Annotated in this window: 25 protein-coding genes; 19 read left to right on the forward strand and 6 right to left on the reverse strand. The window is 71.8% G+C overall.

Features of this window, described 5'->3' with window-relative positions; all coding sequences use genetic code 11:
- Positions 1 to 8: 8 nt before the first annotated feature.
- From DSM104299_RS02240 to DSM104299_RS02250, 3 genes are all read left to right on the forward strand, one after another.
- Entirely contained in the window at positions 9 to 437 is a 429-nt protein-coding gene (locus tag DSM104299_RS02240) for a helix-turn-helix domain-containing protein (RefSeq protein WP_272475655.1), read from the forward strand.
- Between the two features lie 10 nt (positions 438 to 447).
- Complete coding sequence (locus DSM104299_RS02245; RefSeq protein ID WP_272475656.1) at positions 448 to 867, forward strand: VOC family protein; 420 nt, start codon at positions 448 to 450, stop codon at positions 865 to 867.
- A gap of 118 nt (positions 868 to 985) precedes the next feature.
- Positions 986 to 1,528, forward strand: a complete 543-nt coding sequence (locus DSM104299_RS02250) for a dihydrofolate reductase family protein (RefSeq protein WP_272475657.1) — start codon at positions 986 to 988, stop codon at positions 1,526 to 1,528.
- A 249-nt stretch (positions 1,529 to 1,777) separates the two neighbouring features.
- On the opposite strand, the gene DSM104299_RS02255 is transcribed toward DSM104299_RS02250, so the two are convergent.
- The 3 genes from DSM104299_RS02255 to DSM104299_RS02265 all read right to left on the reverse strand — a co-directional run bounded on the left by DSM104299_RS02255 (position 1,778) and on the right by DSM104299_RS02265 (position 4,396).
- Positions 1,778 to 2,533 carry a YoaK family protein gene (locus DSM104299_RS02255; protein WP_272475658.1) on the reverse strand — a complete coding sequence of 252 codons (756 nt, stop codon included), beginning with the start codon at positions 2,531 to 2,533 and terminating at the stop codon, positions 1,778 to 1,780.
- 54 nt (positions 2,534 to 2,587) lie between these two features.
- On the reverse strand, positions 2,588 to 3,259 hold the full coding sequence (locus tag DSM104299_RS02260) for a GntR family transcriptional regulator (RefSeq protein WP_272475659.1): 672 nt from the start codon (positions 3,257 to 3,259) through the stop codon (positions 2,588 to 2,590).
- A 174-nt stretch (positions 3,260 to 3,433) separates the two neighbouring features.
- The gene (locus DSM104299_RS02265) at positions 3,434 to 4,396 is read right to left on the reverse strand and encodes an alpha/beta hydrolase (protein ID WP_272475660.1); all 963 of its coding nucleotides are present in this window, start codon (positions 4,394 to 4,396) and stop codon (positions 3,434 to 3,436) included.
- 128 nt (positions 4,397 to 4,524) lie between these two features.
- Between DSM104299_RS02265 and DSM104299_RS02270 the strand changes: the two genes are divergently transcribed.
- The 3 genes from DSM104299_RS02270 to DSM104299_RS02280 all read left to right on the forward strand — a co-directional run bounded on the left by DSM104299_RS02270 (position 4,525) and on the right by DSM104299_RS02280 (position 6,167).
- A complete protein-coding gene (locus DSM104299_RS02270; protein ID WP_272475661.1) occupies positions 4,525 to 4,938 on the forward strand; it encodes a cupin domain-containing protein in 414 nt (137 codons plus the stop codon).
- A gap of 121 nt (positions 4,939 to 5,059) precedes the next feature.
- Complete coding sequence (locus DSM104299_RS02275) at positions 5,060 to 5,476, forward strand: hypothetical protein (RefSeq protein WP_272475662.1); 417 nt, start codon at positions 5,060 to 5,062, stop codon at positions 5,474 to 5,476.
- A gap of 16 nt (positions 5,477 to 5,492) precedes the next feature.
- Positions 5,493 to 6,167, forward strand: a complete 675-nt coding sequence (locus DSM104299_RS02280; protein WP_272475663.1) for a methyltransferase domain-containing protein — start codon at positions 5,493 to 5,495, stop codon at positions 6,165 to 6,167.
- A 22-nt stretch (positions 6,168 to 6,189) separates the two neighbouring features.
- Here the strand turns inward: DSM104299_RS02280 and DSM104299_RS02285 are convergent, their stop codons facing one another.
- Together DSM104299_RS02285 and DSM104299_RS02290 are read right to left on the reverse strand one after the other, a co-directional pair.
- On the reverse strand, positions 6,190 to 6,999 hold the full coding sequence (locus tag DSM104299_RS02285) for a Crp/Fnr family transcriptional regulator (RefSeq protein ID WP_272475664.1): 810 nt from the start codon (positions 6,997 to 6,999) through the stop codon (positions 6,190 to 6,192).
- 2 nt (positions 7,000 to 7,001) lie between these two features.
- On the reverse strand, positions 7,002 to 8,093 hold the full coding sequence (locus DSM104299_RS02290) for an alcohol dehydrogenase catalytic domain-containing protein (protein ID WP_272475665.1): 1,092 nt from the start codon (positions 8,091 to 8,093) through the stop codon (positions 7,002 to 7,004).
- A gap of 284 nt (positions 8,094 to 8,377) precedes the next feature.
- On the opposite strand from DSM104299_RS02290, the gene DSM104299_RS02295 reads away from it, so the two are divergent.
- The gene (locus DSM104299_RS02295) at positions 8,378 to 8,914 is read left to right on the forward strand and encodes a nuclear transport factor 2 family protein (RefSeq protein ID WP_272475666.1); all 537 of its coding nucleotides are present in this window, start codon (positions 8,378 to 8,380) and stop codon (positions 8,912 to 8,914) included.
- Between the two features lie 69 nt (positions 8,915 to 8,983).
- Here the strand turns inward: DSM104299_RS02295 and DSM104299_RS02300 are convergent, their stop codons facing one another.
- Entirely contained in the window at positions 8,984 to 9,406 is a 423-nt protein-coding gene (locus DSM104299_RS02300) for an Ohr family peroxiredoxin (protein WP_272475667.1), read from the reverse strand.
- A 293-nt stretch (positions 9,407 to 9,699) separates the two neighbouring features.
- Between DSM104299_RS02300 and DSM104299_RS02305 the strand changes: the two genes are divergently transcribed.
- From DSM104299_RS02305 to DSM104299_RS02360, 12 genes are all read left to right on the forward strand, one after another.
- A complete protein-coding gene (locus tag DSM104299_RS02305) occupies positions 9,700 to 10,791 on the forward strand; it encodes a sugar ABC transporter substrate-binding protein (RefSeq protein WP_272475668.1) in 1,092 nt (363 codons plus the stop codon).
- A gap of 39 nt (positions 10,792 to 10,830) precedes the next feature.
- Positions 10,831 to 11,847 carry an ABC transporter permease gene (locus DSM104299_RS02310; protein ID WP_272475669.1) on the forward strand — a complete coding sequence of 339 codons (1,017 nt, stop codon included), beginning with the start codon at positions 10,831 to 10,833 and terminating at the stop codon, positions 11,845 to 11,847.
- Positions 11,848 to 11,903: 56 nt separating this feature from the next.
- Positions 11,904 to 12,755 (forward strand): VOC family protein, encoded by an 852-nt coding sequence (locus DSM104299_RS02315; protein WP_272475670.1) that lies wholly within the window; start codon positions 11,904 to 11,906, stop codon positions 12,753 to 12,755.
- Positions 12,755 to 13,591 (forward strand): fumarylacetoacetate hydrolase family protein, encoded by an 837-nt coding sequence (locus DSM104299_RS02320; protein WP_272475671.1) that lies wholly within the window; start codon positions 12,755 to 12,757, stop codon positions 13,589 to 13,591. Before DSM104299_RS02315 ends, DSM104299_RS02320 begins: the two co-directional genes overlap by 1 nt.
- Positions 13,584 to 15,206 (forward strand): bifunctional 3-(3-hydroxy-phenyl)propionate/3-hydroxycinnamic acid hydroxylase, encoded by a 1,623-nt coding sequence (locus DSM104299_RS02325; RefSeq protein ID WP_272475672.1) that lies wholly within the window; start codon positions 13,584 to 13,586, stop codon positions 15,204 to 15,206. The genes DSM104299_RS02320 and DSM104299_RS02325 overlap by 8 nt, the downstream gene beginning before the upstream one ends.
- A gap of 10 nt (positions 15,207 to 15,216) precedes the next feature.
- Positions 15,217 to 15,978, forward strand: a complete 762-nt coding sequence (locus DSM104299_RS02330) for an IclR family transcriptional regulator (protein ID WP_272475673.1) — start codon at positions 15,217 to 15,219, stop codon at positions 15,976 to 15,978.
- A 123-nt stretch (positions 15,979 to 16,101) separates the two neighbouring features.
- Positions 16,102 to 17,628 (forward strand): sugar ABC transporter ATP-binding protein, encoded by a 1,527-nt coding sequence (locus DSM104299_RS02335; RefSeq protein ID WP_272475674.1) that lies wholly within the window; start codon positions 16,102 to 16,104, stop codon positions 17,626 to 17,628.
- A 2-nt stretch (positions 17,629 to 17,630) separates the two neighbouring features.
- Complete coding sequence (locus tag DSM104299_RS02340; protein WP_272475675.1) at positions 17,631 to 18,932, forward strand: acyl-CoA dehydrogenase family protein; 1,302 nt, start codon at positions 17,631 to 17,633, stop codon at positions 18,930 to 18,932.
- Positions 18,929 to 19,711 carry an SDR family NAD(P)-dependent oxidoreductase gene (locus DSM104299_RS02345; RefSeq protein WP_272475676.1) on the forward strand — a complete coding sequence of 261 codons (783 nt, stop codon included), beginning with the start codon at positions 18,929 to 18,931 and terminating at the stop codon, positions 19,709 to 19,711. The genes DSM104299_RS02340 and DSM104299_RS02345 overlap by 4 nt, the downstream gene beginning before the upstream one ends.
- A gap of 86 nt (positions 19,712 to 19,797) precedes the next feature.
- Positions 19,798 to 20,610 carry an enoyl-CoA hydratase/isomerase family protein gene (locus DSM104299_RS02350; protein WP_272475677.1) on the forward strand — a complete coding sequence of 271 codons (813 nt, stop codon included), beginning with the start codon at positions 19,798 to 19,800 and terminating at the stop codon, positions 20,608 to 20,610.
- A 58-nt stretch (positions 20,611 to 20,668) separates the two neighbouring features.
- Positions 20,669 to 21,256 carry a hypothetical protein gene (locus tag DSM104299_RS02355; protein WP_272475678.1) on the forward strand — a complete coding sequence of 196 codons (588 nt, stop codon included), beginning with the start codon at positions 20,669 to 20,671 and terminating at the stop codon, positions 21,254 to 21,256.
- Positions 21,253 to 23,157: a pyruvate, phosphate dikinase gene (locus DSM104299_RS02360; protein ID WP_272475679.1), complete on the forward strand. Its 1,905-nt coding sequence runs from the start codon at positions 21,253 to 21,255 to the stop codon at positions 23,155 to 23,157. The genes DSM104299_RS02355 and DSM104299_RS02360 overlap by 4 nt, the downstream gene beginning before the upstream one ends.
- The last annotated feature ends 25 nt before the right edge of the window (positions 23,158 to 23,182 follow it).

Here is a 23,182-nt window from a genome sequence, read left to right on the forward strand (position 1 = left end):
TTGGGCCCGTGATCGCCGATCACCCCGACCGGAACCTGCTCCGTGCCAAGGACCTCATCGATGCGCGCTACGCCGACCCGTTGGACACGGCCGCTCTCGCGGCCAGGGCGTGTTGCTCGGAGGCGCACTTCATCCGCACGTTCAAGCGCGCGTTCGGCGAGACGCCGCATCAGTACCTGTTGACGCGGCGGCTGGAGCGGGCCGCCGCACTGCTGCGTGGCACGGACTACAACGTCGCCGAGGTCTGCTTCAACGTGGGTCTCGCGAGCGTCGGCTCGTTCACGTCGTCGTTCCGTCGCGTCTACGGGATGACGCCGACGGCGTACCGGGCCGCGTTCCCGCCGGCTGCGCGGATGGCGCACGTGCCCACGTGCGTGGTGATGGCCCACGCGAAACGGCGCAGGAATGGAGAAGACACGGCCGCGGACGCGACGTAAGGTCCGGGCCATGTTCAACCGCATCACGCACACGGGCGTGTGGGTCACCGACCAGGACGAGGCGCTCGCGTTCTACCGCGACGTCCTCGGCTTCGAGGTCCGCATGGACGTGACGGTCGCCGAGTACGGCAACCTGCGCTGGCTCGCGGTCGGGCTGCCCGGCCAGGACCTGGTGCTGCAGCTCACCGCCTTCGATCCCCCGCAGATGGATGAGGCGACCGGCGCGCAGGTACGGCAGATCCTCGCCAAGGGCTACACGCCGCCGTTGATCTTCGAGGTCGACGACTGCCGCGCGACGATCGACCGCCTCCGCGAACGCGGCGTGGACATCACCCAGGAGCCCGTCGAGCAGCCCTACGGCATCGACGCCGGGATCCGGGACCCGTCGGGCAACAGCATCCGGATCACCCAGCCGGCGCCCGCGGCCTAACCGCCGCCGCCCCGCAGCCGAGTACGCACCGCTCTCCCCAGCGGTTGGCTGCCGCATGGCCTCGATGCGGCCAGAACATCCACCAACCACTTCTACAACGACACAAGGAGCAACACCAATGGGCAGGATCGTCTCGAACTTCTTCATGTCCCTCGACGGCGTCGTCGAGAGCCCCGACCAGTGGCACATGTCCTACTTCAACGACGAGATGGGCGCCGCGATCGGCGCGGGCATGGGCACCAACAAGGCGTTCCTGATGGGCCGGGTGCTCTACGACGAGTGGTCGGACTTCTGGCCCAAGAGCGACGACGAGCAGCTCGCAGGCTTCTTCAACAGCCACCCCAAGTACGTGGTGTCCGACTCGCTCGAGCGCGCGGACTGGAACAACACCAAGATCATCTCCGGCGACGTGGCCGGGCAGATCAAGGCCCTCAAGGACGAGACCGACGGCGACCTCGTCGTCACGGGCAGCGCCACGCTCGTGCGCGCGCTCCTGCGCGACGAGCTCCTCGACGAGCTCCGCGTCTTCCTGCACCCGATCGTGGTCGGGCACGGCGCCCGCCTGTTCGAGGACGATGCGACCCACGCCCTCGAGCTCGTCAGCCAGGAGCAGTTCAGCACCGGCGTGTTGAACCTCGCCTACGCCCCAGCCACCGCCTGAGCGCGCGCATGTGCTGGCTGCCGTCCAACAGGGACGCCTCCGTCGGGCCCGCGCCGCGAGCGGCGCCGGGCCGGGAGCGCCTGACCGACCGCGCATCCGCGCGGTCCCGTGCGGTGCTCGACGCGGAGGAGGCGCCTGACGAGGTTGGTCAGGCGGCGGTCGTCGCCGGCCGTGTCGGAGAACAGGGTGAGGACGATCGGTGAGGCACAGCCGGAGGCCGTAGGGACGGGGCCCGCGAGATCGCGTGAGTCAGCGCCGCGCGCCGACCGGTGACGGCTGCAGCTCGAGGCCGCCCGCCCGGCCCGGGGCATCGTCGCCGGTGGGCGTCGTGGGGCGGTCGTCGTCGGCCGCGAGCGTCATCGTCACGACGAGCACGAAGGCCACGATCGCGGAGCTGAGCGCGAGGCCGCCCCACCGGACGGCCTGGTCGAGCGCGGTGCCGCAGGCCGCGCCGACGAACAGCGCGATGACCACGCCGGCGCGGCGGCGCCAGCGCACGGAGTCGCCGCCGGCGGCGCGTGAGGCCGCGGCGAGGTCGTGCAGGGTCATGGTCGCGACCGTGGTGTTGACGTCCTGGACGGCAAGGTGGCGCGCGATGCCGGTCTGGATGGCCATCGCGACGGCGAGGATCGCGCACACGGCATAGCGCCAGCCGTCGCGGACGTGCACGTCGATCACGGCGACGAGCAGCGTCAGCGCAATCAGGAGCACGAGCTGCAGGCCGAGGGCGAGGCCGGCGATGCGCAGCGACGAGCCGCTTCGCGTGCGCAGGAAGCGGGCCACGGCGACCGACCCGATGACGAAGCCGAAGAAGGCGTACACGTTGCCGGTGACCGCGTGCAGGCTGGTGGCCGTGCCGATCCCGAGCAGCGCCATGTTCCCCGACATGTTGGCCGTGAAGACGTGGTCGAGGGAGAAGTAGCTGACGGCATCGACGACGCCCGTGGCGAGCGTGAGGGCCAGCACGATCAGGACCCGCTGGTCCTCGTCGCCCAGGGCCCGCATCGGGGTCACGATCGGTCTCATCGCACGCACAGACACTGCTTTCCGGCTCGGGGTCTACGAAGCGGCCAGGTCTGGGAGGCGGCTGGCGACCAGGTCGCCGGAGCGCTGGACGTGGTCGCGCATGAGGGTGCGCGCGCCCTCGCCGTAGCGGGCCTCGATGGCCTCGCGGATCCGGCGGTGCTGCGCGACGTTGTCCTTCAGCAGCCGCGCGTCGTCGAGGACGCCCCAGGTGAGGTTCCGCGGGAAGCGGCGGTGCAGGCCGGCGAGCGTCTCGCGGAGCACGTCGTTGTGCGAGGCCTCGTGGATGACCTCGTGGAAGGCGTCGTTGGCCGATTGCCAGGTGCGTCGCGTGGCGTCGTCGGTGTCGCCGTCGACCTGGAAGCTCGCCACGGCCTCCTCGAAGAGCTGCTCGGCCGCCTTGAGGCGGTCGACCTGCTCCTGGGAGGCGAGGTCGGCGGCGAGCGCTGCCGCGATGCCCTCGAGCTCGGCGCGAACGAAGTAGGCCTCGTGGATCTCGCGCAGCGTGGGCACCCGCACGCGGGCGCCGCGGTGAGGATGCAGCTCGACGACGCCGCGCTCGCTCAGGGTCTGCAGCGCCTCGCGGATGGGCGTCCGGCTGACGTCGAACTCGGTCGCGAGGCGGCTCTGGCGCAGCCACGCGCCGGCCGGCAGCTCGCCGCTCATCACCCGCGCGTGGATCGCGTCGGTGAGGCGTTCCGCCTGCATGAGCCGCGGATCTGGCATCAGGGCGAGGTCGATGTCGATGGCGCGTCCGGCATGTCCGACAAGAGTTGTACACGATCTGATCGAAATCGTATGTAATCCTCGCAGCCGGCTTGGTGTCACAGCCGTTGGCCTTGTGCTGTCAGGACTGAGGTGACGGCTCCGTTCCACGGCGCGCTACTCCCCACTCGGGTGAAGGGCCCGGCGGAGCGCGCGCGTCCGGTCGGCGACCGCGTCGCGGGAGATCTGCGCGTCCGGGACCAGCAGCTCGAAGCCGTGGAACCCCCGCGGGAACACATGGAGCTCGGTGGCGACGCCCGCCCCGAGCAGGCGGCGCGCGTACTCGATGTCCTCCTCGCAGTTGACGTCGAACTGGCTGACGGCGAGGTAGGCCGGGGGCAGGCCGGAGAGGTCCGCCGCGCGGGCCGGTGCGGCGTAGGCCGGGGGCGCGTCGTACGCGTCGCCGAGATACAGGCGCCACGAGCTGTCGGTGGTGGGCTGGTTGCGGACCCGCGGGTCGACGATCGCGCGGCTCGAGGCCCGGTGGGGAACGTCGAGCAGGGGGCAGAGCAGCACCTGGAACGCGAGCTCGCACTCGCCCCGGTCACGGGCCATGAGCGCGAGTGCGGCCGCGAACCCGGCACCGGAGCTGTAGCCGGCGACGCCGATCCGGGAGCGCGTCACGCCGCGCTCGTGCGCGGTGTCGAAGAGCCAGCGCAACGCCGCGTAGCAGTCCTCGGGGCCGGCGGGGAACGGGTGCTCGGGCGCGAGCCGGTAGTCGACGGAGACGATGACCGCGCCGATCTCGTCGACGATCGAGGTGCAGAGGCCGTCGTCCTGGTCGACCGCTCCGCCGCAGAAGCCGCCGCCGTGGACCCAGAGCAGGCCGGGCAGCGCTTCGGCGGCGCGCTCGCGCGGCTCGTAGACGCGCACCCGAACGCCGTCGGCGTTGTCGGGTGGGCCGGGGATCGTGAGGTCGGTGCGCTGGACGCGGGCCTGCTGATCGGCGCTTCCGGCGAACGGCGCGCGCTCGAGCATGCGCCGGCGCGTGCCCTCCAGATCCTCGGCCGGGTCGAGGCCCGGCGGCACGCGGAACAGGCTCTCTCGAAGCTCAGGGTCGACCAGGTCGGCGAAGTCCACGTTGTCTCCTCACTCGGGAAGCCACGACGCCATCTTGACAGTGGCATCCAAAATCGCAAGGATCGTATCCAATTTGGGTCGAAGGTCGCGACGACAGGAACGGCCGCAACGGTGAGGAGATGTGCGTTATGACCGAAGGTGATGGACACGGCCCCTCCGAGGCCGAGCCCTTGGCCGCGATCGAGATCAAGCATCCCGGGGGTGGCGGCGCGGAGTCGACCGAGCACCTCTTCCGCGAGGAGCTGTTCTCGGACGGGAACGTGTGGGTCGGTGTCACGAACGCGGCGCCGGCGCAGTCCGGGTGGCACCACCACGGCGACATGGACACCTACGTGTACATCCTGGAAGGCCGCGGCGTGGTCGAGTACGGGCCGGGCGGCAAGGTGGTCGACGACGTGACGCCCGGCTCGGTCATCCGGATCGGGCGCGGTGTCGTGCATCGCGACATCAACCTCGGGCCGGACAACCTCGTCGGCTTCCTGGTCCGGGTGGGGCAGGGTCCCAACGTCGTCAACGTCGACGGCCCGGATCCCGAGGAGTAGGCATGGCCACGACGCGACTGCGACCTGGGTCACAGACGCGCGGTCGCCGCGCAGCCAGAGTCCGCCACATGTCCAGATCAGGAGGAGGACTCCAGATGTCCCGACCGGAAGGTGACCGCGCGTGACGACCTTGCTGCTCGGCACGCCGGACGGCATCGTCCGGATGCAGATCGACGGTGACTCAGGCCGCGCGGCGGGCGTGCTCGAGGCTCCGGGCGTTACCGCGCTGACCGTCGACCCCAACAACGGCGAGCTCACGTACGCGGCGACCGCGTCCGGGCTCCACCGGTCCTCGGACGGCGGCCGGTCGTGGAAGCTGGGCGGCGAGCGGCAGGTGGCCGAGGTCGCCGAGGCGCTCCGCGCGGTCATCGCGCAGCGCACCGACGTCTTCTACGACGAGGTCTCCGCGCCGCGCACGTTTCCCTGGACCACCGCGTTCGAGGAAGACGACTGGACCAATCTGCGCGCGAAGGCGCGTGCCCTCTTCGGTTCCCTCAGCGAAGGAAAGGCGGCCCTCATTGCCTCGGGAAGTGCCTGATACGCCATGGGCGGCGATGCAGCCGGCGGAGGCTGAGCGCTTCGGGAAGGAGATCTTCGATCCCGAGGCGCGCCTGCGCTGGTGCGGCGCGCTGCTGGCCGGCGGCCTGCCGTACCTGTGGACGCACAAGGCCCGCATCCCGCGGAAGATCGCCGTGGAGCAGCTCGAGCTGCATGAGGGCGATCGCGTCTACATCAACGGGGAGGCCGTCGAGCCGATGGGGATCGCGGACGAGATCCGCGAGATCGTGGGGCCCACGGGCGAGGTCGTCGTCGACGACTTCATGGAGGAGGTCCGCACCATCGCGTGGCGCGGCGAGGATCCGAAGTGGGAATGGGACTACACCCACGGCTACCCCGACGACCACTTCGACGCCGTGCTGTGCGTCCAGGGCGTCGCGCACGCCGGCAGCTGGGCCCGCGAAGGGGCCGAGCTCGTCCGGGTCCTCAAGCCCGGGCGCCAGATCGTCCTCGGGGAGATCGCGTTCGGCGTGAGCTTCCATGAGCGCGTCGCCGCCGACCTCCACATCGAGTACTACTTCGAGAAGCTGTTCGATGGGATCAACCTGCCGTTCTACCTGCCGGCGTGGGAGATCGAGGACGTCCGCGACGAGCTCACGGGGATCGTCGAGGACATCGACGTGTTCCGCTGGCGCGGTGTCGATCTCCTCTGGGGCCGCAAGCCGGCCTGACGCTCCAGCTCGCGCGCGCCGCTCAGTCGGCGCGCGCGAGCGCGACGTCGGCCATGGCGGCGACGCCGTGCAGCCCTGCCGGGTCGAGCAGGCGCAGGTAGCCCTTGATGCCGCCCACGCGGCTGACGAGCCCTTCGCGCTCCATGGACTTGATCACGCGCGCGACGACCTCGCGCACCGATCCGACCGCGGCCGCGATGTCCTGATGGTTCAAGCGCACGACGAGCGACTCCTCCTGGCGCTCGGCCAGGTCGAGGAGGTGGCTCGCCACGCGGTTGCGCACGGGCAGGAACAGGTCGGTGCCCAGGACGTCCAGGGCCTGCTGCAGCTGCTCGGCGAGATGCACCGCGAGCCGGGACGCGAGGTCGCTGTCGGCGACCATCGCCTCGCGGAAGCGCGTCGGGCGAAGCTTGAGGATCACGCTGTCGCGCACGGCTACGGCGTCGCGAGCCGCGCCGCCGAGCGCGCGCCAGCGGTCGAGGGAACGGTCGCCGCGGGCGGCGGGACCCGCCAGCAGCACGGCGGGCAGACCGAGGAACGCCCCGGTCGGCGCGTAGCGGATCGTCACCTCGCGCCCGGTGGGCGACCGCATGACGACCTTGAGGAGCCCGTCGACGACGAGCCCCAGCGTGAGCGTCTCGTCCTCGTGGAAGGCGCCCCGGTAGAACACCTCGCCCGCCTTGACGTACGCGATCCGCGCGCCCGTGAGCACGCGATCGGCCGCCGCTGCGGGCAGGTCCGCCAGGAAGCTGTCTGCCCAGGCGGACGCGACCGACGTCGGGTGCTCGCGGAGGCAGAGCGGAGCCTGGGCGGGAGGCGAAGGGCGCGTCACGGTCAGCGCTTCGGATGCACCGCCGTCATCCAGGCCGGCGTCGCGCGCGTCTGGAGGAGGTCGACCGCCGCGCCGACGTCGGCCAGCGCGAAGCGATGCGTGAAGAGGTCGTCGATCGTCAGCGCGCCGGACGCGAGCCAGGCCATGACCTGCCGTGCGTCGTCGCGCGAGCCGTTGCGGCTGCCCAGGATCCGCCAGCAGTTGCCGACGAGCTCGCGGGCGGTGGCCGGTGCGTCGAAGTTGCCCCCGACGATGACCGCGGTGCCGCCGACCTTCAGCGCCGCGATGCTCTGCTGGGTCCCCTTGCCCTCGGGGAGGAAGTCGAGCACGACGTCGACGCCGGCGGGCGCCAGCTCCCGGATCGCGCGCGTCAGGCCCTGCTCGGTCTCCCAGTCCGTGTCGAGGCGGTCGAGCGCGACGACCTCCACGAGGTCGGGTGCGAGCGCGCGGACCTCGTCGAGCCGTTCGCCCGAGCGCCCGACGGCGATGAAGCGGCGGATGCCGAAGAGCGGCGCGAGCCGGACGGCGGCCGGGCCGATCGCGCCCGTCGCGGCGGTCCACACGACCGTGGCGCCCGGCGAGGGGGCAGCGAGCTTCAGCGCGCGCAGCGCGACCGCGACGTCGTGGATCTTCGCCGCCGCTTCGAAGGAGACGGAGTCGGGCAGGGCATCGACCGCCCAGGCCGGCGCCAGCACGTACTCGGCGAGCGCGCCGTCGTGGTAGCGCTCGTAGAGCGGCATTCCCGTCGGACCGAAGATCCCGTGGCCGATCATCGAGCACGCGGGGCAGAGCTGGTCGCGATCGGTGAGGCAGGACGCGCACCGCCGGCACGTGAGGTTCGGGTGCATCCGCACGCGATCGCCGGCCGCGTGCTCGGTGACGCCCGCGCCGACGGCGGCGACGACGCCCGCGGCCTCGTGGCCCGGCGTATGTGGCAGCAGCGGCAGCAGCCCCATCCGCCAGAACGTGAGCAGGCTGGGCGCGAGGCCCGCGGCGGCGACCTCGATCACCACCTCGCCCGGGCCGGCGGTCGGCACCTCGATGTCCTCGAGACGGAACTCCGTCTCGCCTTCGTATGCCCGCGCTGCCAGCACCTGCGGCCCCTCTTCCGTGGTCGCGCCTCACGCGCTGCGGACGAAAGGCTCAGTGCGACCCAGGCGCGTCCGGAGAGCGGAATGCAATTGCGTACAGCAAAACTTAATCGCGGCCTTCCGCGTTTGTCAACTGGCGGCCGATGCTGATCTACTCGAAAGATCTACGCGAACGAGCGGAACGTTTGACCCGTTCGGCCGCCAGACCTATAGTGCGCAGATTGTTACGTCTGGTGAAGCACAGTTCTGTACGGCGTAACGACAACTAGGCGAAAGGAAGACCCCTGATGGCGACCCTCGACTCTGCATCGGCTGTCCCCGCAGCGCTTCAGGCCCTGATCGAGAAGGAGGCGATCCGCGAGCTGCTCGCCCGCTGCTTCCGCGGCTCCGATCGGGAGCTGCAAGCGCTCGCCGAGTCCTGCCACCCACCGGACGGCAACATCAACCTCGGCATCTACAACGGCCCGGTCAGCGGGTTCTTCGCGGGAACGGCGGCGTTCCGCGCGCCGATGCTCGCGGTCCATCACCACATCGGCCAGTCGACCATCGAGCTCGACGGCGACGCGGCCGTCGGCGAGACGTACGTCCTGGCGACCTACGTGCTGCCCGGTGCCGACGGGCCGCAGACCACGGTCCTGATGACCCGCTACCTCGACCGGTTCGAGAAGCGCGGCGGCGAGTGGAAGATCACCGACCGCCGCGTCGCGTTCGACGCGCAGCTCGACGTCCCCGGCGGCCCGCCGACGATGGCGCCCGAGCAGGTCTGGGGCAGCCGCGACGACAGCGACCCGTCGCACGCGCTCTTCGCCTCGCTCGCAGGCTGAGCCTCGGACGACGGAGCGGCGCGGCCGGCGGGCCGGACGGTCGCCGCGCCGCCCCGTCGCCGCAGCTCCTCAGACGGGTTGCCCGTTGGCGATCAGCGCGACGTCCAGGTTCCCGCGCGTCGCACGGGAGTACGGGCAGGTCTCGTGCGCGGCCCGCACGAGGTCGACGGCGGCGTCGGCATCGACGGCGGGCAGCGTCACGCGCAGCTCGACCGCCAGGTCGAACGCGCCGAGCCCGTCCTTGAGGAGCGAGACGCTCGAGTCGACGGCGACCGGGCCCGTCTCGACCTTCTGCCGCAACGCGGTGAACGCCACCGCGCTCGCGAAGCACGCGGCGTAGCCGACGGCGAACAGCTGCTCGGGGTTCGTCGCCTGGCCGCCCGTGCCGGGCGTCTCCAGGGCAACCGACAAGTTGCCGTCCGAGGTCTCGCCGCGTCCACCGCGGCGGCCGCCGGTGACGTTGGCCTGGGCCGTGTACACGACCTCACTCATCATTGACGCTCCTTCAGTCACAATGGATCCTGCCGCTGAGACGCAGGTCACGCAAAGTTCACTTGACAAAACATTGTTGCGACACACAGAATAGACCATGCTTGGCGCAGCGTGCCGCTCGGGTCTCCTTCTGTCCGCCCGGGGCCCGTGCAAGCGGTCGTCGCCCGCGCCGGGGAGGAGCTGAACCGATGCCGAGGAGACGACAGGTGTGTGACGAGCAAGTGATGGGTCGTGGGGTCGAAGGGTCGACCAGGGCGCTCAGGCGCCTCGGTGCGGCAGGACTCGTGCTGGCCGTGCTGGGCGTAGCCGCCTGCGGCAGCAGCAGCGACAGCAGCACCACCAACACCGGCAAGAGCGGCGACGCCAAGGTCGACGTCGCCGCGGCGAAGGCGTTCATCGCCCCGCTCGTGAGCCACCCGAGCGCCTTCCCCGTGACCGAGCCGTTGGCCAAGCGGCCGGCGCCGGGCACGCGGGTGGCTTTCCTCGACCTCGGCACGCCGGTCGCGGCCCTCCAGTGGACGCTGATCCAGTCGGCCGGCAAGGCGATGGGGTTGGACGTCTACCGCGTCCGGGGCCAGGGCGCCCAGGGCGTCAGCGCGGCCCTCGACACGATCGTGGAGCAGAAGCCCAAGGGCGTGATCTTCCTCGCGGCCGACCCGACCCTGTTCGCGCGTCAGCTCACGCAGCTGCGCAAGGAGGGCACGACGGTCGTCGCCGGGTCGATCGTCAACGGCGCCAAGTTCGGCTTCAAGACGGTGCAGTTCGGCGCCGGTGACGCGAAGAACCTCGGCGAGATCCTCGCGGCCTGGACCATCGCGCGCAGCGAGGGCAAGGCGCACGACGTGGTCTTCTACACCGTGCCCGAGCTCGACTTCGCGTCGATCGAGAGCGGCGGCGTCAAGAGCAAGCTGAAGGAGCTGTGCCCCGCCTGCACCCTGCGCGTGGTCAGCATCCCGATCGCGGAGGTCGCCAAGGGCGCGTCGGGCCAGGTCGTCAGCGACCTGCAGGCCCACCCGGACACCGACTTCGCCGTGTTCGCCACCGACGAGATGCAGCTCGGGCTGCCGGCCGCGCTGCGGACAGCGGGGATCGACGTGCCGACGGTCGGCGGCGGCGCCACCCCTGGCAACCTCCAAGCGATCAAGGACGGTCAGCAGGACGCCAGCGTCGGCTCCGATCTCCCGATCCTGACCTGGACCATGATCGACCAGCTCGCGCGCGAGATGGGCGGCCAGGCGCTCTCGGGCCCGGAGGCGAAGGGCACGATCGTCCAGCAGGTCCTGCGCAAGCAGGACATCACGTTCGATCCCGCCAAGGGCTGGACGGGCTACCCCGACTTCGCGCAGCGGTTCGTGAAGCTCTGGGGAGCCCCGACGGGCCAGTAGCCGATCGTGTCGTCGCAATCCGCTGATCGGCGGCGGGCCGTGCTGCGCGCGCTGTCGTTCAGGAACGTCAGCGCGCTCTACGTGTTCGTCGTCGTCTTCGTCGTGTTCTCGCTGTGGATCCCGCAGACGTTCCTCGACGTGGACGTGTGGCGCACGCTCCTCGACGCCAACGCGATCACGGCGCTGGTCGCCGTCGGACTGGTCCTGCCGCTCGCGGCGGGCTCGTTCAACCTCGCGATCGGCGCCGAGGTGGGGCTCGGCGCCATCCTCGTCGCGTGGCTGCTCTCCAATCGCGGGAGCCCGATCGGCGTGTCGATCGCCGTGACGCTCGTCGCCGGCGCGGCGGTCGGCGCCCTCAACGGGCTGCTGATCGTCAAGGCGCGGATCGACTCGTTCATCGCCACCATGGGGATGAGCTCGATCCTGCTCGCGCTGATCGCGTGGATCTCCGACAGCCAGCAGATCCTCGGGCTCAGCTCGTCGTTCCAGAGCATGGCGAGAAGCGAGGTGCTCGGGATCACGCTGCCCGTCTACATCTTGCTCGCCGTGGCCCTGGGCGTCTGGTACGTGCTCGAGCGAACGCCGGCGGGACGGCGGGTCTACGCGACCGGGGGCAACGCGGAGGCGGCGCGCCTCGCGGGCGTTCGCACTTCGAGCGTCGTGCTCGTCTCGCTGGTCGCGTGCGGTGTGATCACCGCCCTGGCGGGGATCCTGACGAGCTCGCGGATCGCCGCCGGGGACCCGACGATCGGTCCGCCGCTGCTGTTGCCCGCGTTCGCCGCGGCGTTCCTGGGCTCGACGCAGTTCCGGCGCGGGCGCTTCAACGTCTGGGGCACGGTCGTGGCGGTGTACGTGCTCGCGACCGGCATCAAGGGCCTCCAGCTCGCGGGGGCGCCGGTGTGGATCCCCGACCTGTTCAACGGCGTGGCCCTGCTGGCCGCCGTGGGGCTCGCCAAGTACGAGCGCTTTGGCGCGCATGCCGGCGCGATCCGGCGCCTGCTGCGTTTCGAACGACGCTCCGGGCCGGTGCTTGACGCCGGCCCACACGAGGCATAAGTTCCAGCAATCAAAACACTATTTCGATCAATGACACAGAGGAATCAGGTAGTCGCGTGCTTCAGGCCAAGCTCTCCCACGTAGCCCTCCGCAGCGCGGATCCCGCCGGGACGCGTCAGTTCTACGAGGACGTCGTGGGCCTGCGCACCGTCGTCGCCGACCGCCCCCGCGCTCAGCTGGCGCTGGGTGGAGCGCACGTCGTCGAGCTCCACGACGGTCAGGGGCTGGACCACTTCGCCCTCGAGGTCGTCGACCAGGCGCAGTTCCGCGCGCTGTCGGAGCGCCTGTCCGCGCACGGGATCGCGGTCGCGCCGGCCGCCGACGCCGACCATCCCGACGGCATCCGGTTCGCCGACCCCGAAGGCCACGTGATCGAGGTGCACGGGCGGATCGACCGGACCGGCGAAGGCGTGCGCGCCGACGGGCGCCGGCCGACCGGGCTGCATCACATCACCCTCACGTCGCCCGACGTGCCGGCGTTGACCGCCTTCTACCGAGACGTCCTCGGGTTCGTGGTCTCCGACCGCATGGCCGACCGGTTCGCGTGGATGCGCTGCAATCGCGAGCACCACACCGTCGCGATCGTGCAGGGCGAGGTCGGCGGCCTCGACCACTACTGCTTCGAGGTCTCCGACTGGGAGGACGTCAAGGACTGGTGCGACCTGCTCGCCGTCCGCGACGTCCCGGTCAGCTGGGGTCCCGGCCGCCATGGGCCCGGGAACAACGTGTTCATCATGTTCGACGATCCCGACGGCGTCCACATCGAGCTGTCCTGCGAGATGGAGCGGTTCTGGGACGACCGCGTCGAGTACCCCGAGCCACGCAACTGGGCCGCCGAGCTGCGGACCGTGAACCTCTGGGGACCGGCCCCCGAGTGGCGCCGGCCGCTCGAAGCGCCCGCCGCCTGATGCGGTTCGTCAACTACCGGCACGACGGGGAAGTTCGCGCCGGCCGCGTCGAGGGCGACGCGGTCGTGCCGCTGGCGATCCCACCGATCAGCGCGGGGTTCGACCTCGCGCTGCTCTTGGAGGCCCCGGCCGCGGCGGAGGCGGCGCCGCTCCCGCTCGCCGACGTGCGTCTCCTGGCGCCCGTCCTGCAGCCGGGGAAGGTCATCTGCCTGGGCCTCAACTACCGCGGCCATGTCACGGAGACCAAGCGCGAGCTCCCGACCTACCCGGTGTTGTTCACGAAGTTCGCGGAGTCGATCATCGGCCCCGCCGATGACATCGTCGCACCGCCCGAGTCGACGCAGATCGACTACGAGGCCGAGCTCGCCGTGGTCATCGGCCGACCCGCGCGCCGCATCTCGCTGGCCGAGGCGCCGGGCGTCGTCGCGGGGTACGCGGTGGCCAACGACGTCACGATGCGCGACTACCAGTACAAGACGCATCAGTGGCTGCAGGGCAAGGCGTGGCCGCGCACGACACCGCTCGGGCCGTGGCTGGTGACGGCCGACGAGCTCGGGGCCGAGCCGGAGCTCGACATCGCGCTCGAGCTCAACGGGCAGGAGCGGCAGCGCTCGAACACGCGGCACATGATCTTCGGGCTCGCCGAGACCATCAGCACGCTGTCGGAGTTCATGACGCTGGCGCCCGGCGACGTGGTGTTGACGGGCACGCCCGCCGGGGTCGGCTACCGGCGCGACCCTCAGGTCTTCCTGACTCCGGGGGATCGCGTCAAGGTGACGATCGAGGGCATCGGCTCGGTCGACAACACGGTCGTGGCCGAGGACGTGCATGCCTGACGTCGACGTGCTCGTCGTCGGGGGAGGGCCCACCGGGCTGGCCGCGGCCAACGCGCTCGGCCAGCTCGGGGTGAACGTGCTGCTCGTCGAGCGCGAGCCCGGAGTGGCCGAGCTTCCCCGTGCCGTGAGCGTCGACGACGAGACCATGCGCTTCATGCAGCGGCTCGGGCTCGTCGACCGCATGCGCGACGTCGCGCTGCCAGGCACGGGCACGAAGTACTTCGGTCGGCGCGGGCAGCTGCTGGCCTACGCGCGGGGCCCGGAGCGGCCGCCCCACGGGCAGCCCATCAAGAACCCGATCGACCACGCGGAGTTCCAGCTCGTCCTGCTCCGCGGACTCCGCCGGTACCCGCACGTCGACGTGCGCCATCAGACGACGTTCACCGGCTTCGAGCAGCACGCCGACGGCGTCACCGCGACGATCGAGACGGGCGGTCGCACAGAGACGGTGGAGGCGCGCTACCTGCTCGGCGCCGATGGCGGGCGCAGTCCCGTTCGGACCCTGATCGGTCAGGAGCCGATGACCGGCTCGGCGTTCGAGGAGCGATGGCTGGTCGTGGACACGATCAACGACCGCCACGACGAGCGCTACGCGATGCACTACGGCGACCCGGACCGTCCGCGGGTGATCGTCGTCGGGCGCGACGGGCGCTGCCGCTACGAGTTCCTGATCCGCGACGACGAGCATCCGACCGACGACGACCTGCCGGACCTCGTCACGCGGCTCGTCGCCCCGTACCGGGCGCTGGCTGCCGAGGACGTCGTTCGCTCCACGATCTACAAGTTCTACGCGCTGGTCGCCGATCGCTTCGACGACGGCCGCGTCTTCATCCTGGGCGACGCCGCGCACATGATGCCCCCGTTCGCGGGCCAGGGCCTCAACAGCGGCATCCGCGACGCCGCCAACCTGTCCTGGAAGATCGCCGCCGAGCTGCAGGGCCGCGCAGGCCGCGGACTGCTCGACAGCTACACGCGCGAGCGCCAGCCCCACGTCGAGGCGACCGTCGCGCTCTCGGTCCGCCTCGGGGCGGTCATGATGACTCGGTCACGCGCCAAGGCATGGGCCCGGGACGTGCTGTTCGCGACGGTGGGCCGCGTCCCCGCGGTCAAGCGGTTCCTGACCGAGATGCGCTACCGCCCGCCGGCCCTGTACCCGGACGGCTTCTCGGTCGACGCGGGCACCGATCCGCTCGCCGGCCGGATGCTGATCGAGGCGCAGGTGATCGACGCCGCCGGCCACGTCGTCGGGCTCGACGCCGTCCTCGGCACCGGCTTCGCGCTGCTCGCCGTCGACACCGATCCGCGGTGCTTCGAGGAGCTCTCGGCCGCCGTGTGGGAGCAGCTCGGCGCCAAGCCGGTCCACGTCACGTTGGACCATCGGCTGCCGGTGGTCCGCCTCCGGCTCGAAGGCGTCGCCGACCTGGACGGGTCGTTGGCCGCGCAGCTCGACCCGGTCCGGGGACGCTGCGTCCTCGTCCGGCCCGACAAGGTCGTCGCCGGCACGTTCGCCCCGTCGGAGGAGGCGCCGTTCGCCGCCCAGCTCGCCGAGTTGCTCGGTGAGGTCGAGGCTGCCGCTCCCGCGATCAGACGGTCCGGTGCCACCCCCGGACGGTAAGGTGAGAGCCGTGAACGGTCCGGGCCCCGCGTATCCGATCGACTCGGTCGACCGGGCACTGTCGTTGATCCTGGCGTTCGAGGACCGCGAGTCGATCACCATCACCGAGGCGGGCAAGTTCCTCGGGGTGTCGCGCTCCACCGCCTTCCGGCTCCTGAACGTGCTCGAGCATCGTGAGTTCGTGCGGCAGGACCCGCGGACCAAGGTCTTCCACAGCGGCCCCGCGCTGCTGCGCGTCGGCCTCAGCGCGGTCCAGAGGTCGGACATCCGCACGGCGCTGCGCTCGACGCTCGAGGAGATCGTCCGCGAGGTGGGCGAGACCGCGCACCTCGTCGTCCTGCAGCGCAACGACGCCTTCTACATCGACTGCGTCGAGGGCTCGTCGATGGTGCGCGCCACCCCGCGCGTCGGGACCGTCCTGCCGGCCCACGTCAGCGCGGCGGGCAAGGTCCTGCTCGCGAACCTGCCGCCGGCACGCCTCGACGACCTCCTGGCCAACGAGCTGGTGGGGGTCACGAAGCGCTCGAAGACGTCGGCCGCCGGCGTCCGGCGCGAGCTGGCCAAGGTCCGCAAGCGGGGCTGGGCGCTCAACGACGGCGAGAGCGAAGAAGGCCTGCGCGCCGTGGCGGTGCTCATCAGCGCCGAGGACAACGGCACGGGCGTCGACGCCGCCATCACGCTCGCCGGTCCGGCGCAACGTCTGACCGATGAGCGCATCGAGACGGTCGCCGAGACGATGCTCCGCATCGCCGCCGCCGGCTCCCGCGCCTGACCCAGGACGTCCCGGGCGCACCGGCCGCGCGGCGCTCGAGCGCCGCGGCGCGTCGTCGCGCGCACGCGGCGATGCCGCGCAACGATGTTGCGGCTGAAGAAACGCTGTACTAGAGTGCGAAACATGGACGACACGTTCTCGGCGCTCCTCCAGGTTCGCGACGTCTCCATGACGTTCCCGGGGCTCAAGGCCGTGGATGGCGTCTCGACCCAGCTCGGCGCGGGGGAGATCGTCGCCCTGGTCGGGCAGAACGGCTCGGGGAAGTCGACGCTGGTCAAGATCCTGGCCGGCGTCCATCAGCCCGATCCGGGCTCCGAGGTGATCCTCGGCCGCGGCCCCGACGGCCAGCCGGTCAGCCTCCACTTCATCCACCAGGACCTCGGCCTGGTGGGCGTGCTCTCGACGATCGAGAACCTCGACCTCGGCCGCCGGCTCGGCCGCCGCGGCCTCCTGCCGGCGCCCGTGAAGACCGAGCGGCGCCACGCCGAGGCGATGATCGCGGGCTTCGGCGGGTCCTTCGACGTCACCGCGCCGGTCGCGACGCTGTCGGCCGCGGAGCGCACGATCGTCGCGATCACCCGAGCGCTCGACGGATGGGACCATCCCTCCAACGTCCTCGTCCTCGACGAGCCGACCGCCGCGCTGCACGGCGACGAGGTCGGCAAGCTGTTCACCGCGGTGCGCCGGGTCGCCGCGCGGGGCGCCGGGGTCATCTTCATCTCTCACCGGCTCGACGAGGTCGTGGAGCTCGCCGACCGGGTCATCGCCCTGCGGGACGGGAAGCTGATCGCCGACGTGGGCCGCGGCGAGTACGACCACGACGACCTGGTGAGGTTGATCGCCGGCGAGATCGCCTCCGCGCACACCGAGCACGGCGAGGTCGCGTTCGCGACCGAGCCGGTGCTGAGCGCTCGTGGCCTGCGGAGCCGGACGATCCGGCGGCTGGACCTCGACCTGCACCCAGGCGAGATCGTCGGCGTGTCGGGCGTGCTCGGCTCCGGGCGCGAGGAGCTGGCCGGCGCGCTGTTCGGCGCGAGCGACGCGCAGCTCGACGAGCTGCGGGTCGGCGGTCGCGCGCTCGGGCGCCCGAACCCGCGTCGCTCGATCGCCGCCGGGATCGCCTACGTCCCCGCCGAGCGCCACCGCGAGGGCGCCGTGATGACCATGTCGGTGCGCGAGAACATGACCTTGCCGCGGCTGGCGCCGTTGCGCCGCCGCTTCGGCCGGCTCGACCAGGCGGCGGAGCGCCGCGAGGTCGACGAGTGGATCGAGCGTGTCGCCGTGCGGCCCGCCGAGCCCGAGCGGCCGCTGACGCTGCTGTCGGGTGGCAACCAGCAGAAGGTCGTGCTCGCCAAGTGGCTGCGCAACGAGCCCCGGGTGCTGCTGCTGGACGAGCCGACCCAGGGCGTCGACGTCGGCGCCAAGGCCGGGATCTTCGAGCTGATCGCGACCGCGGCGGCTCAGGGCGCCGGCGTCCTGGTCTGCTCATCCGACGCCAAGGAGCTGGCGCTGATCTGCGATCGCGTCGTGGTCATGCGCGACGGCGAGGCGGTGGCCGAGATCGAGCGCTCGCAGCTCAGCGAGGCGGCCGTGGTCGGCGCCGGCCTCGATTCCGACAAGACGACTTCCTCAGCGACCCGGAGCGTTTGACGATGGCATGGGACTTCGCGACCGACCCCGCGTTCGAGGCGCAGCTCGCGTGGATGGACGCGTTCGTCCGGGCACGCGTCTGGCCGCTCGAGACGGTGGCCTCGGAGCTCGAGCAGTCCGACCTGGACCGGCTCTACGCGCCGATCCAGGCCGAGGTGAAGGAGCGCGGGCTGTGGGCGGCGCACCTGCCGCCGGAGCTCGGCGGCCAGGGCTTCGGCCAGGTCAAGCTCGCGCTCATGCACGAGATCATCGGGACCTCGCCGTTCGGTCCCGAGGCCTTCGGGTGCCAGGCCCCCGACTCGGGCAACAGCGAGATCCTCGCGATCGCCGGAAGCGCCGCGCAGAAGGAGCGCTGGCTGGGGCCGCTGCTCGCCGGCGCGATCCGCTCGGCGTTCGCGATGACCGAGCCCGAGGTCGCCGGTTCCGACCCCACCCTCATTAAGACGCGCGCGCGAGAAGTCGATGGCGGCTGGGTCCTCGACGGCCACAAGTGGTTCGTGACCAACGGCTCGCTGGCGGACGTCTTCATCGTGATGGCCGTCACCGACCCGGACGCCCAGGCCCACCGGCGCGCCTCGATGCTCATCGTGCCGGCGGACGCCGAGGGCGTGCGGGTGCTCCGGGACGTGCCGTCGATGGACGATCCGACCGCGGCCCTGGGGCGGGCCGGCAACCACGCCGAGGTCGTCTTCGACGGGGTGCCGCTCGACGCGGGCGCGCTGCTCGGCGGCGCCGGCGACGGGTTCAAGATCGCCCAGCTCCGGCTCGGCCCAGGGCGGATCCACCACGCGATGCGGTGGCTCGGCGTGTGCCGGCGGGCGTTCGACATGCTCTGCGAGCGTGCGACGTACCGCACGTCGCACGGCGGGCTCCTGTCCGAGAAGCAGACGATCCAGAACTGGATCGCCGACTGCGCGGCCGACATGCACGCCGCGCGGTTGATGACCCTGCACGCCGCGTGGGTGATCGACACGAAGGGCGCGGCGGCCGCGCGGCAGGAGATCGGGTTGATCAAGTTCTTCGGCGCGCGCGTGCTCCACGACGTCGTCGACCGCGCGCTCCAGGCGCACGGCGCGCTCGGCTACTCGGCCGACCTGCCGCTGGAGGAGATGTACCGGATGGCGCGCGCGGCGCGCATCCTCGACGGTCCCGACGAGGTCCATCGCCAGAGCGTCGCGCGCCAGATCCTCAAGCGCTATGCGCCCCCGCCCGACGGCGTGCCGACCGAGCACGTGCCGACGCGGCGCCTGCGCGCGCGGGAGCAGCTCGGTGCGGCGTTGCTGGCGACCGGAGAGGCCTCGTGACGGCCGGCACGCTGACCGGCCGCGTCGCGCTCGTGACCGGCGGCGGCCGCGGCATCGGTCGTGGCATCTCGCTGGCGCTCGCCGCGGGCGGCGCGACCGTGGCGATCGGGTACCGCAGCGACGAGGGTGCGGCGCGCGCCACCACCGCCGAGATCATGGCCTCGGGTGGGAGGGCGGAATGCCTGCAGCTCGATCTCGAGGATCTCGCCGGGTTCGAGGCCTTCGCCGCGGAGCTGCGCGCGCGTGTCGGGGTCGTCGACCTGCTCGTCGCCAACGCGGGCCGGGCCAGTGCCGGGCGGTCGGTGGGCGATACCGAGCTGCGCGAGCTGGAGCGGGTGATGATCATCAACGCGCTCGCGACGCATCAGCTCTGCCGGCTGCTGTTGCCGGGAATGCGGACGCGGCCCCGATCGGACGTCATCGTCATCTCCAGCAGCCTCGTCGCGCACATGCCCGCCGGCGCGGCGCCGTACAACATGGCCAAGGCCGCTGTCGAGGCGCTCGCGCAGACGCTCGCCAAGGAAGAGGCCGACGCGGGAGTGCGCGTGAACATCGTGGCGCCGGGGCTGGTCTCCACCGACATGGGCGACCGCCTGGTGCGCGCACGGCTGGGCGGCGGGGTCGCCGCCGACCTCGACGCACGCCAGCCCTTCGGGCGCGTGTGCCGGCCGGACGACGTCGCGGCCGCCGTGCGCTTCCTCGCGTCCGAGGAGGCCGCGCTGATCACCGGCGCGCGCCTCGTGATCGACGGCGGCAACGCGAATCCCCTGGCGGCGTGAGCGCATCGACGTCTGACCTACTTTCAAATTGACTTTTCGACTTTGAAGTTGACAAACGGTCGCCGGCCTCGTAAGTTCACCGCTCGATGACGCCCAAAGACACGCCGAACGACGGCGAGCCGCACCTCAAGGTCGAGCGGCCGGCCCCCTACGTCCTGCGGTTGACGCTCAACCGGCCGCGGGTCCTCAACGCGCTCAGCGAGGCCCTCCGCGACGCGCTGATCACGACCTTGCGCGAGGTGCGCGACGACCCGAGCGCCACCAAGGCGGTCATCTTCACCGGCGCCGGCGACTACTTCTGCTCCGGCGGGGACGTGACCGAGTTCGCCGACTTCCTGGGACCGCGTCCCGTCGACGGCTACCGCGCACAGATGTTCTTCCAGGAGCTGGCGCTGCTCCTGCTGCAGTTGCCGTGCCCGGTGATCGGCGCGATCAACGGGCCGGCCCACGGCGGCGGAACCGCCGTCGCGATGATGACCGACCTGCGCATCGTCAGCGACCGGGCGTCGTTCCGGGTCGGGCAGGTCGCGCGCGGCCTGGTGCCCGACGTCGGCCTGACCTGGGTGCTGCCGCGCGTCGTCGGCACCGGGCGGGCGCTCGAGCTGATGCTCCTCAACGAGGAGCTCTCGGCCGCGGCCGCCGAGCGGATCGGGCTGGTCAACCGCGTCGTGCCCCACGACGAGGTCGGCGACGCCGCGCTCGAGATGGCCACCAAGCTCGCGGCGTCGTCGCGGACCTCGCTCGAGTGGATCAAGCGCACCACGTACATGAACTTGGACTTGGGCATGGAGCCGGGCTTCCGTCTGGAGGCGATGGCCCAGGCGCTGCTCAGCGCGACCGACGACTTCGAGGAAGGGCTGCACGCGTTCAAGGAGAGACGTGCCGGGTCGTTCAAGTAGCGGCCTTCGTCCCGTGGCTTGCGCGGGAACCGACCTGCGGCAGAGGAGTGGAGGGTTCGTGACCGGGTTCGAAGTCGATGACCTCGACGTCCTGCAGATCCTGCGGATCAAGGGCGCGGCGGCCGACGTCGCCGTCGCCGACGCGCTGCGCGTCGCCGGCGACGTCGTCGCGGAGCGCCTGGCGGTCCTCGAGGCCCAGGGCTCGGTGTGGCGGGTCGCGACCCCGCCCGGCGCCTGGGCGCTGACGCGTGAGGGCATCGACGTCCACGCCGAGCAGGCGGAGCTTCGCCGCGCCTCCGGCACGACCGACGTCCGCGTCGGCTACGAGGTGTTCCTCGAGGTCAACCAGGACGTCAAGCAGTTGACGAGCGACTGGCAGCGCGGCGCAGAGCCGCTCGAGGTCCTCGACGAGCTGGGGGAGATCCACGAGCAGGTCGGCGAAGGCTTCGCGATCGCGGCGCGGGACGTGCCGCGCTTCGGGGCGTACGCCGAGCGGCTCGGCACCGCGCTCGAACAGGCCCGTGCGGGCGACCGGCGCTTCGTCGCCGACCCGCTGCTGCCGTCGTTCCACACCGTCTGGTTCGAGTGCCACGAGGACTTCCTGATCACGCTCGGTCGCAGCCGGGCGCAGGAGGGCTCGACGTGATCGGCCAGGCCCGTTGGGTGGTCCCGGTCGACGAGGCCGAGCCGACCGACGTCAGCACGCTGGGCGGCAAGGGCGCGAGCCTGGCGGTCCTGCGCAGCGCCGGGATCGGCGTGCCGCCCGCGTTCATCGTCTCGACCGAGCTGTGCCGCCGGTACGCACGCGAGGGCGCCGTCCCGCGCGACGCGTGGGACGAGATCGTGGACGGGATCGCTGCGCTCGGAGCGGTCGTCGGCCGCGGCTTCGGCGACGCCGACGCGCCGCTGCTCGTGTCCGTCCGCTCCGGCGCGCCCGTGTCGATGCCGGGGATGATGGACACGATCCTGAACGTGGGCCTCGGCGAGGAGACGCTCGCCGGACTCGAGCGGATGACCGCCGACGGCGTCTTTGCCTGGGACTCCTACGTCCGGCTCCTGCACATGTTCGGCGGCTCCGTGCGTGGGCTGTCCTCGGCCAAGCTCGCCATGGCGAAGGTCGGGCGCGGCGACGAGCTCGCGGGGGACACGGTCGCCGGCCTGCGCGCGGCGGCGGGCCGCTACCGGCAGGCCATCGAGACCGAGAGCCGGACGGCGTTCCCCGAGGATCCCTGGGACCAGCTGCGCGAAGCGGTGGAGGCGGTCCTGCGATCCTGGCAGTCGCCGCGGGCGCAGCGGTACCGCCGTCACGCCGGCATCGCCGACGACCTCGGCACGGCGGTCGTCGTCCAGGCCATGGTCTTCGGGAACCTCGACGAGCGCTCCGGCTCCGGCGTGGCGTTCACGCGCGACCCGGCGTCCGGCACCCCGGGGATGTATGGAGACTTCCTCGTCAACGCTCAGGGTGAGGACGTGGTCAGCGGAGAGCACGAGGTCGGGACGCTCGCCGACTGCGCGCGGGTGCTGCCGGAGCCCTACGCCGAGCTCGTCGCGATGGCGGGCACGCTCGAGGAGCGCTACCGCGACATGTGCGACATCGAGTTCACGATCGAGAGCGGGCGGCTGTGGGTGCTGCAGGTGCGCCCGGGCCAGCGCACGGCGCTGGCCCAACTGCGGATCGCGCTCGACCTGCTCGCCGCCGGGACGATCGACGCGGCCACCGCGCTCCAACGCATCGCGCCCGCCTCGCTCATCCATGCGGAGCGCCCGGTGCTCGACGCCGCCGCGCCGCGGGACCTGCTCGGTCGCGGCGTGCCCGCGTCCCCCGGCGTGGCCGTCGGGGCGCTGGCCTTCAGCTCGCCGGCGGCCGAGGCGATGGCGGCCGACGGCCGACCGGCGGTCCTCGTCCGCGAGGTCACGAGCCCCGACGACATCAGCGGCTTCGTCGCCGCGCAAGCGGTCGTCACCGCCCGTGGTGGGCGGGTGAGCCACGCCGCGGTCGTCGCGCGCGGCATGAACCTCCCGGCCGTCTGCAGCGTCACCGCGCTCAGCTTCCGCGACGGCGGCGCCGCGTTCGGCGACCGCCTGCTGTCGGAGGGCGACGTGGTGACCGTCGACGGGACGACGGGCGAGGTCCACGCCGGCGCGCTCGGGCTGGTCGCTCCGCCGCCCCATCCCGAGACCGAGCGCCTGCTGGCCGAGTGCGACCGGCGCCGCCAGGTCCGCGTGCTCGCGTGGGAGCCGGCGCCGTGGGCGGATGGCACGTTCGCCGCCGCCGGCGCGATCGACTGCCGGTCGCTCGCGCAGGTCGACGACGCCCGGTCCGGAGACGACCCCGTCCTGGTGAGCCCGGGAGCCGCTGAGGATCCCCTGGGGCTCCTGGAGGCCGCGGCCGGGCTGGCGGCCGGGCGCGTGTTCGTGGCCGTCGACGCCGGCTGGCCGGCCGCGGTGAGCCATCTGCCGGCAGGTCCGTGGGGCGGCTTGGTCGCCACCGCCGCCGGCGCGCCGGTCGCTCGGCTGCTCGCGGCCAGTTCCCAACTTTCAAGTTGATAACTCGATTCCAAAGTTGATACGT

The organism is Baekduia alba, from assembly GCF_028416635.1.
In the GTDB taxonomy this organism is placed as follows: Bacteria; Actinomycetota; Thermoleophilia; order Solirubrobacterales; family Solirubrobacteraceae; genus Baekduia; species Baekduia alba.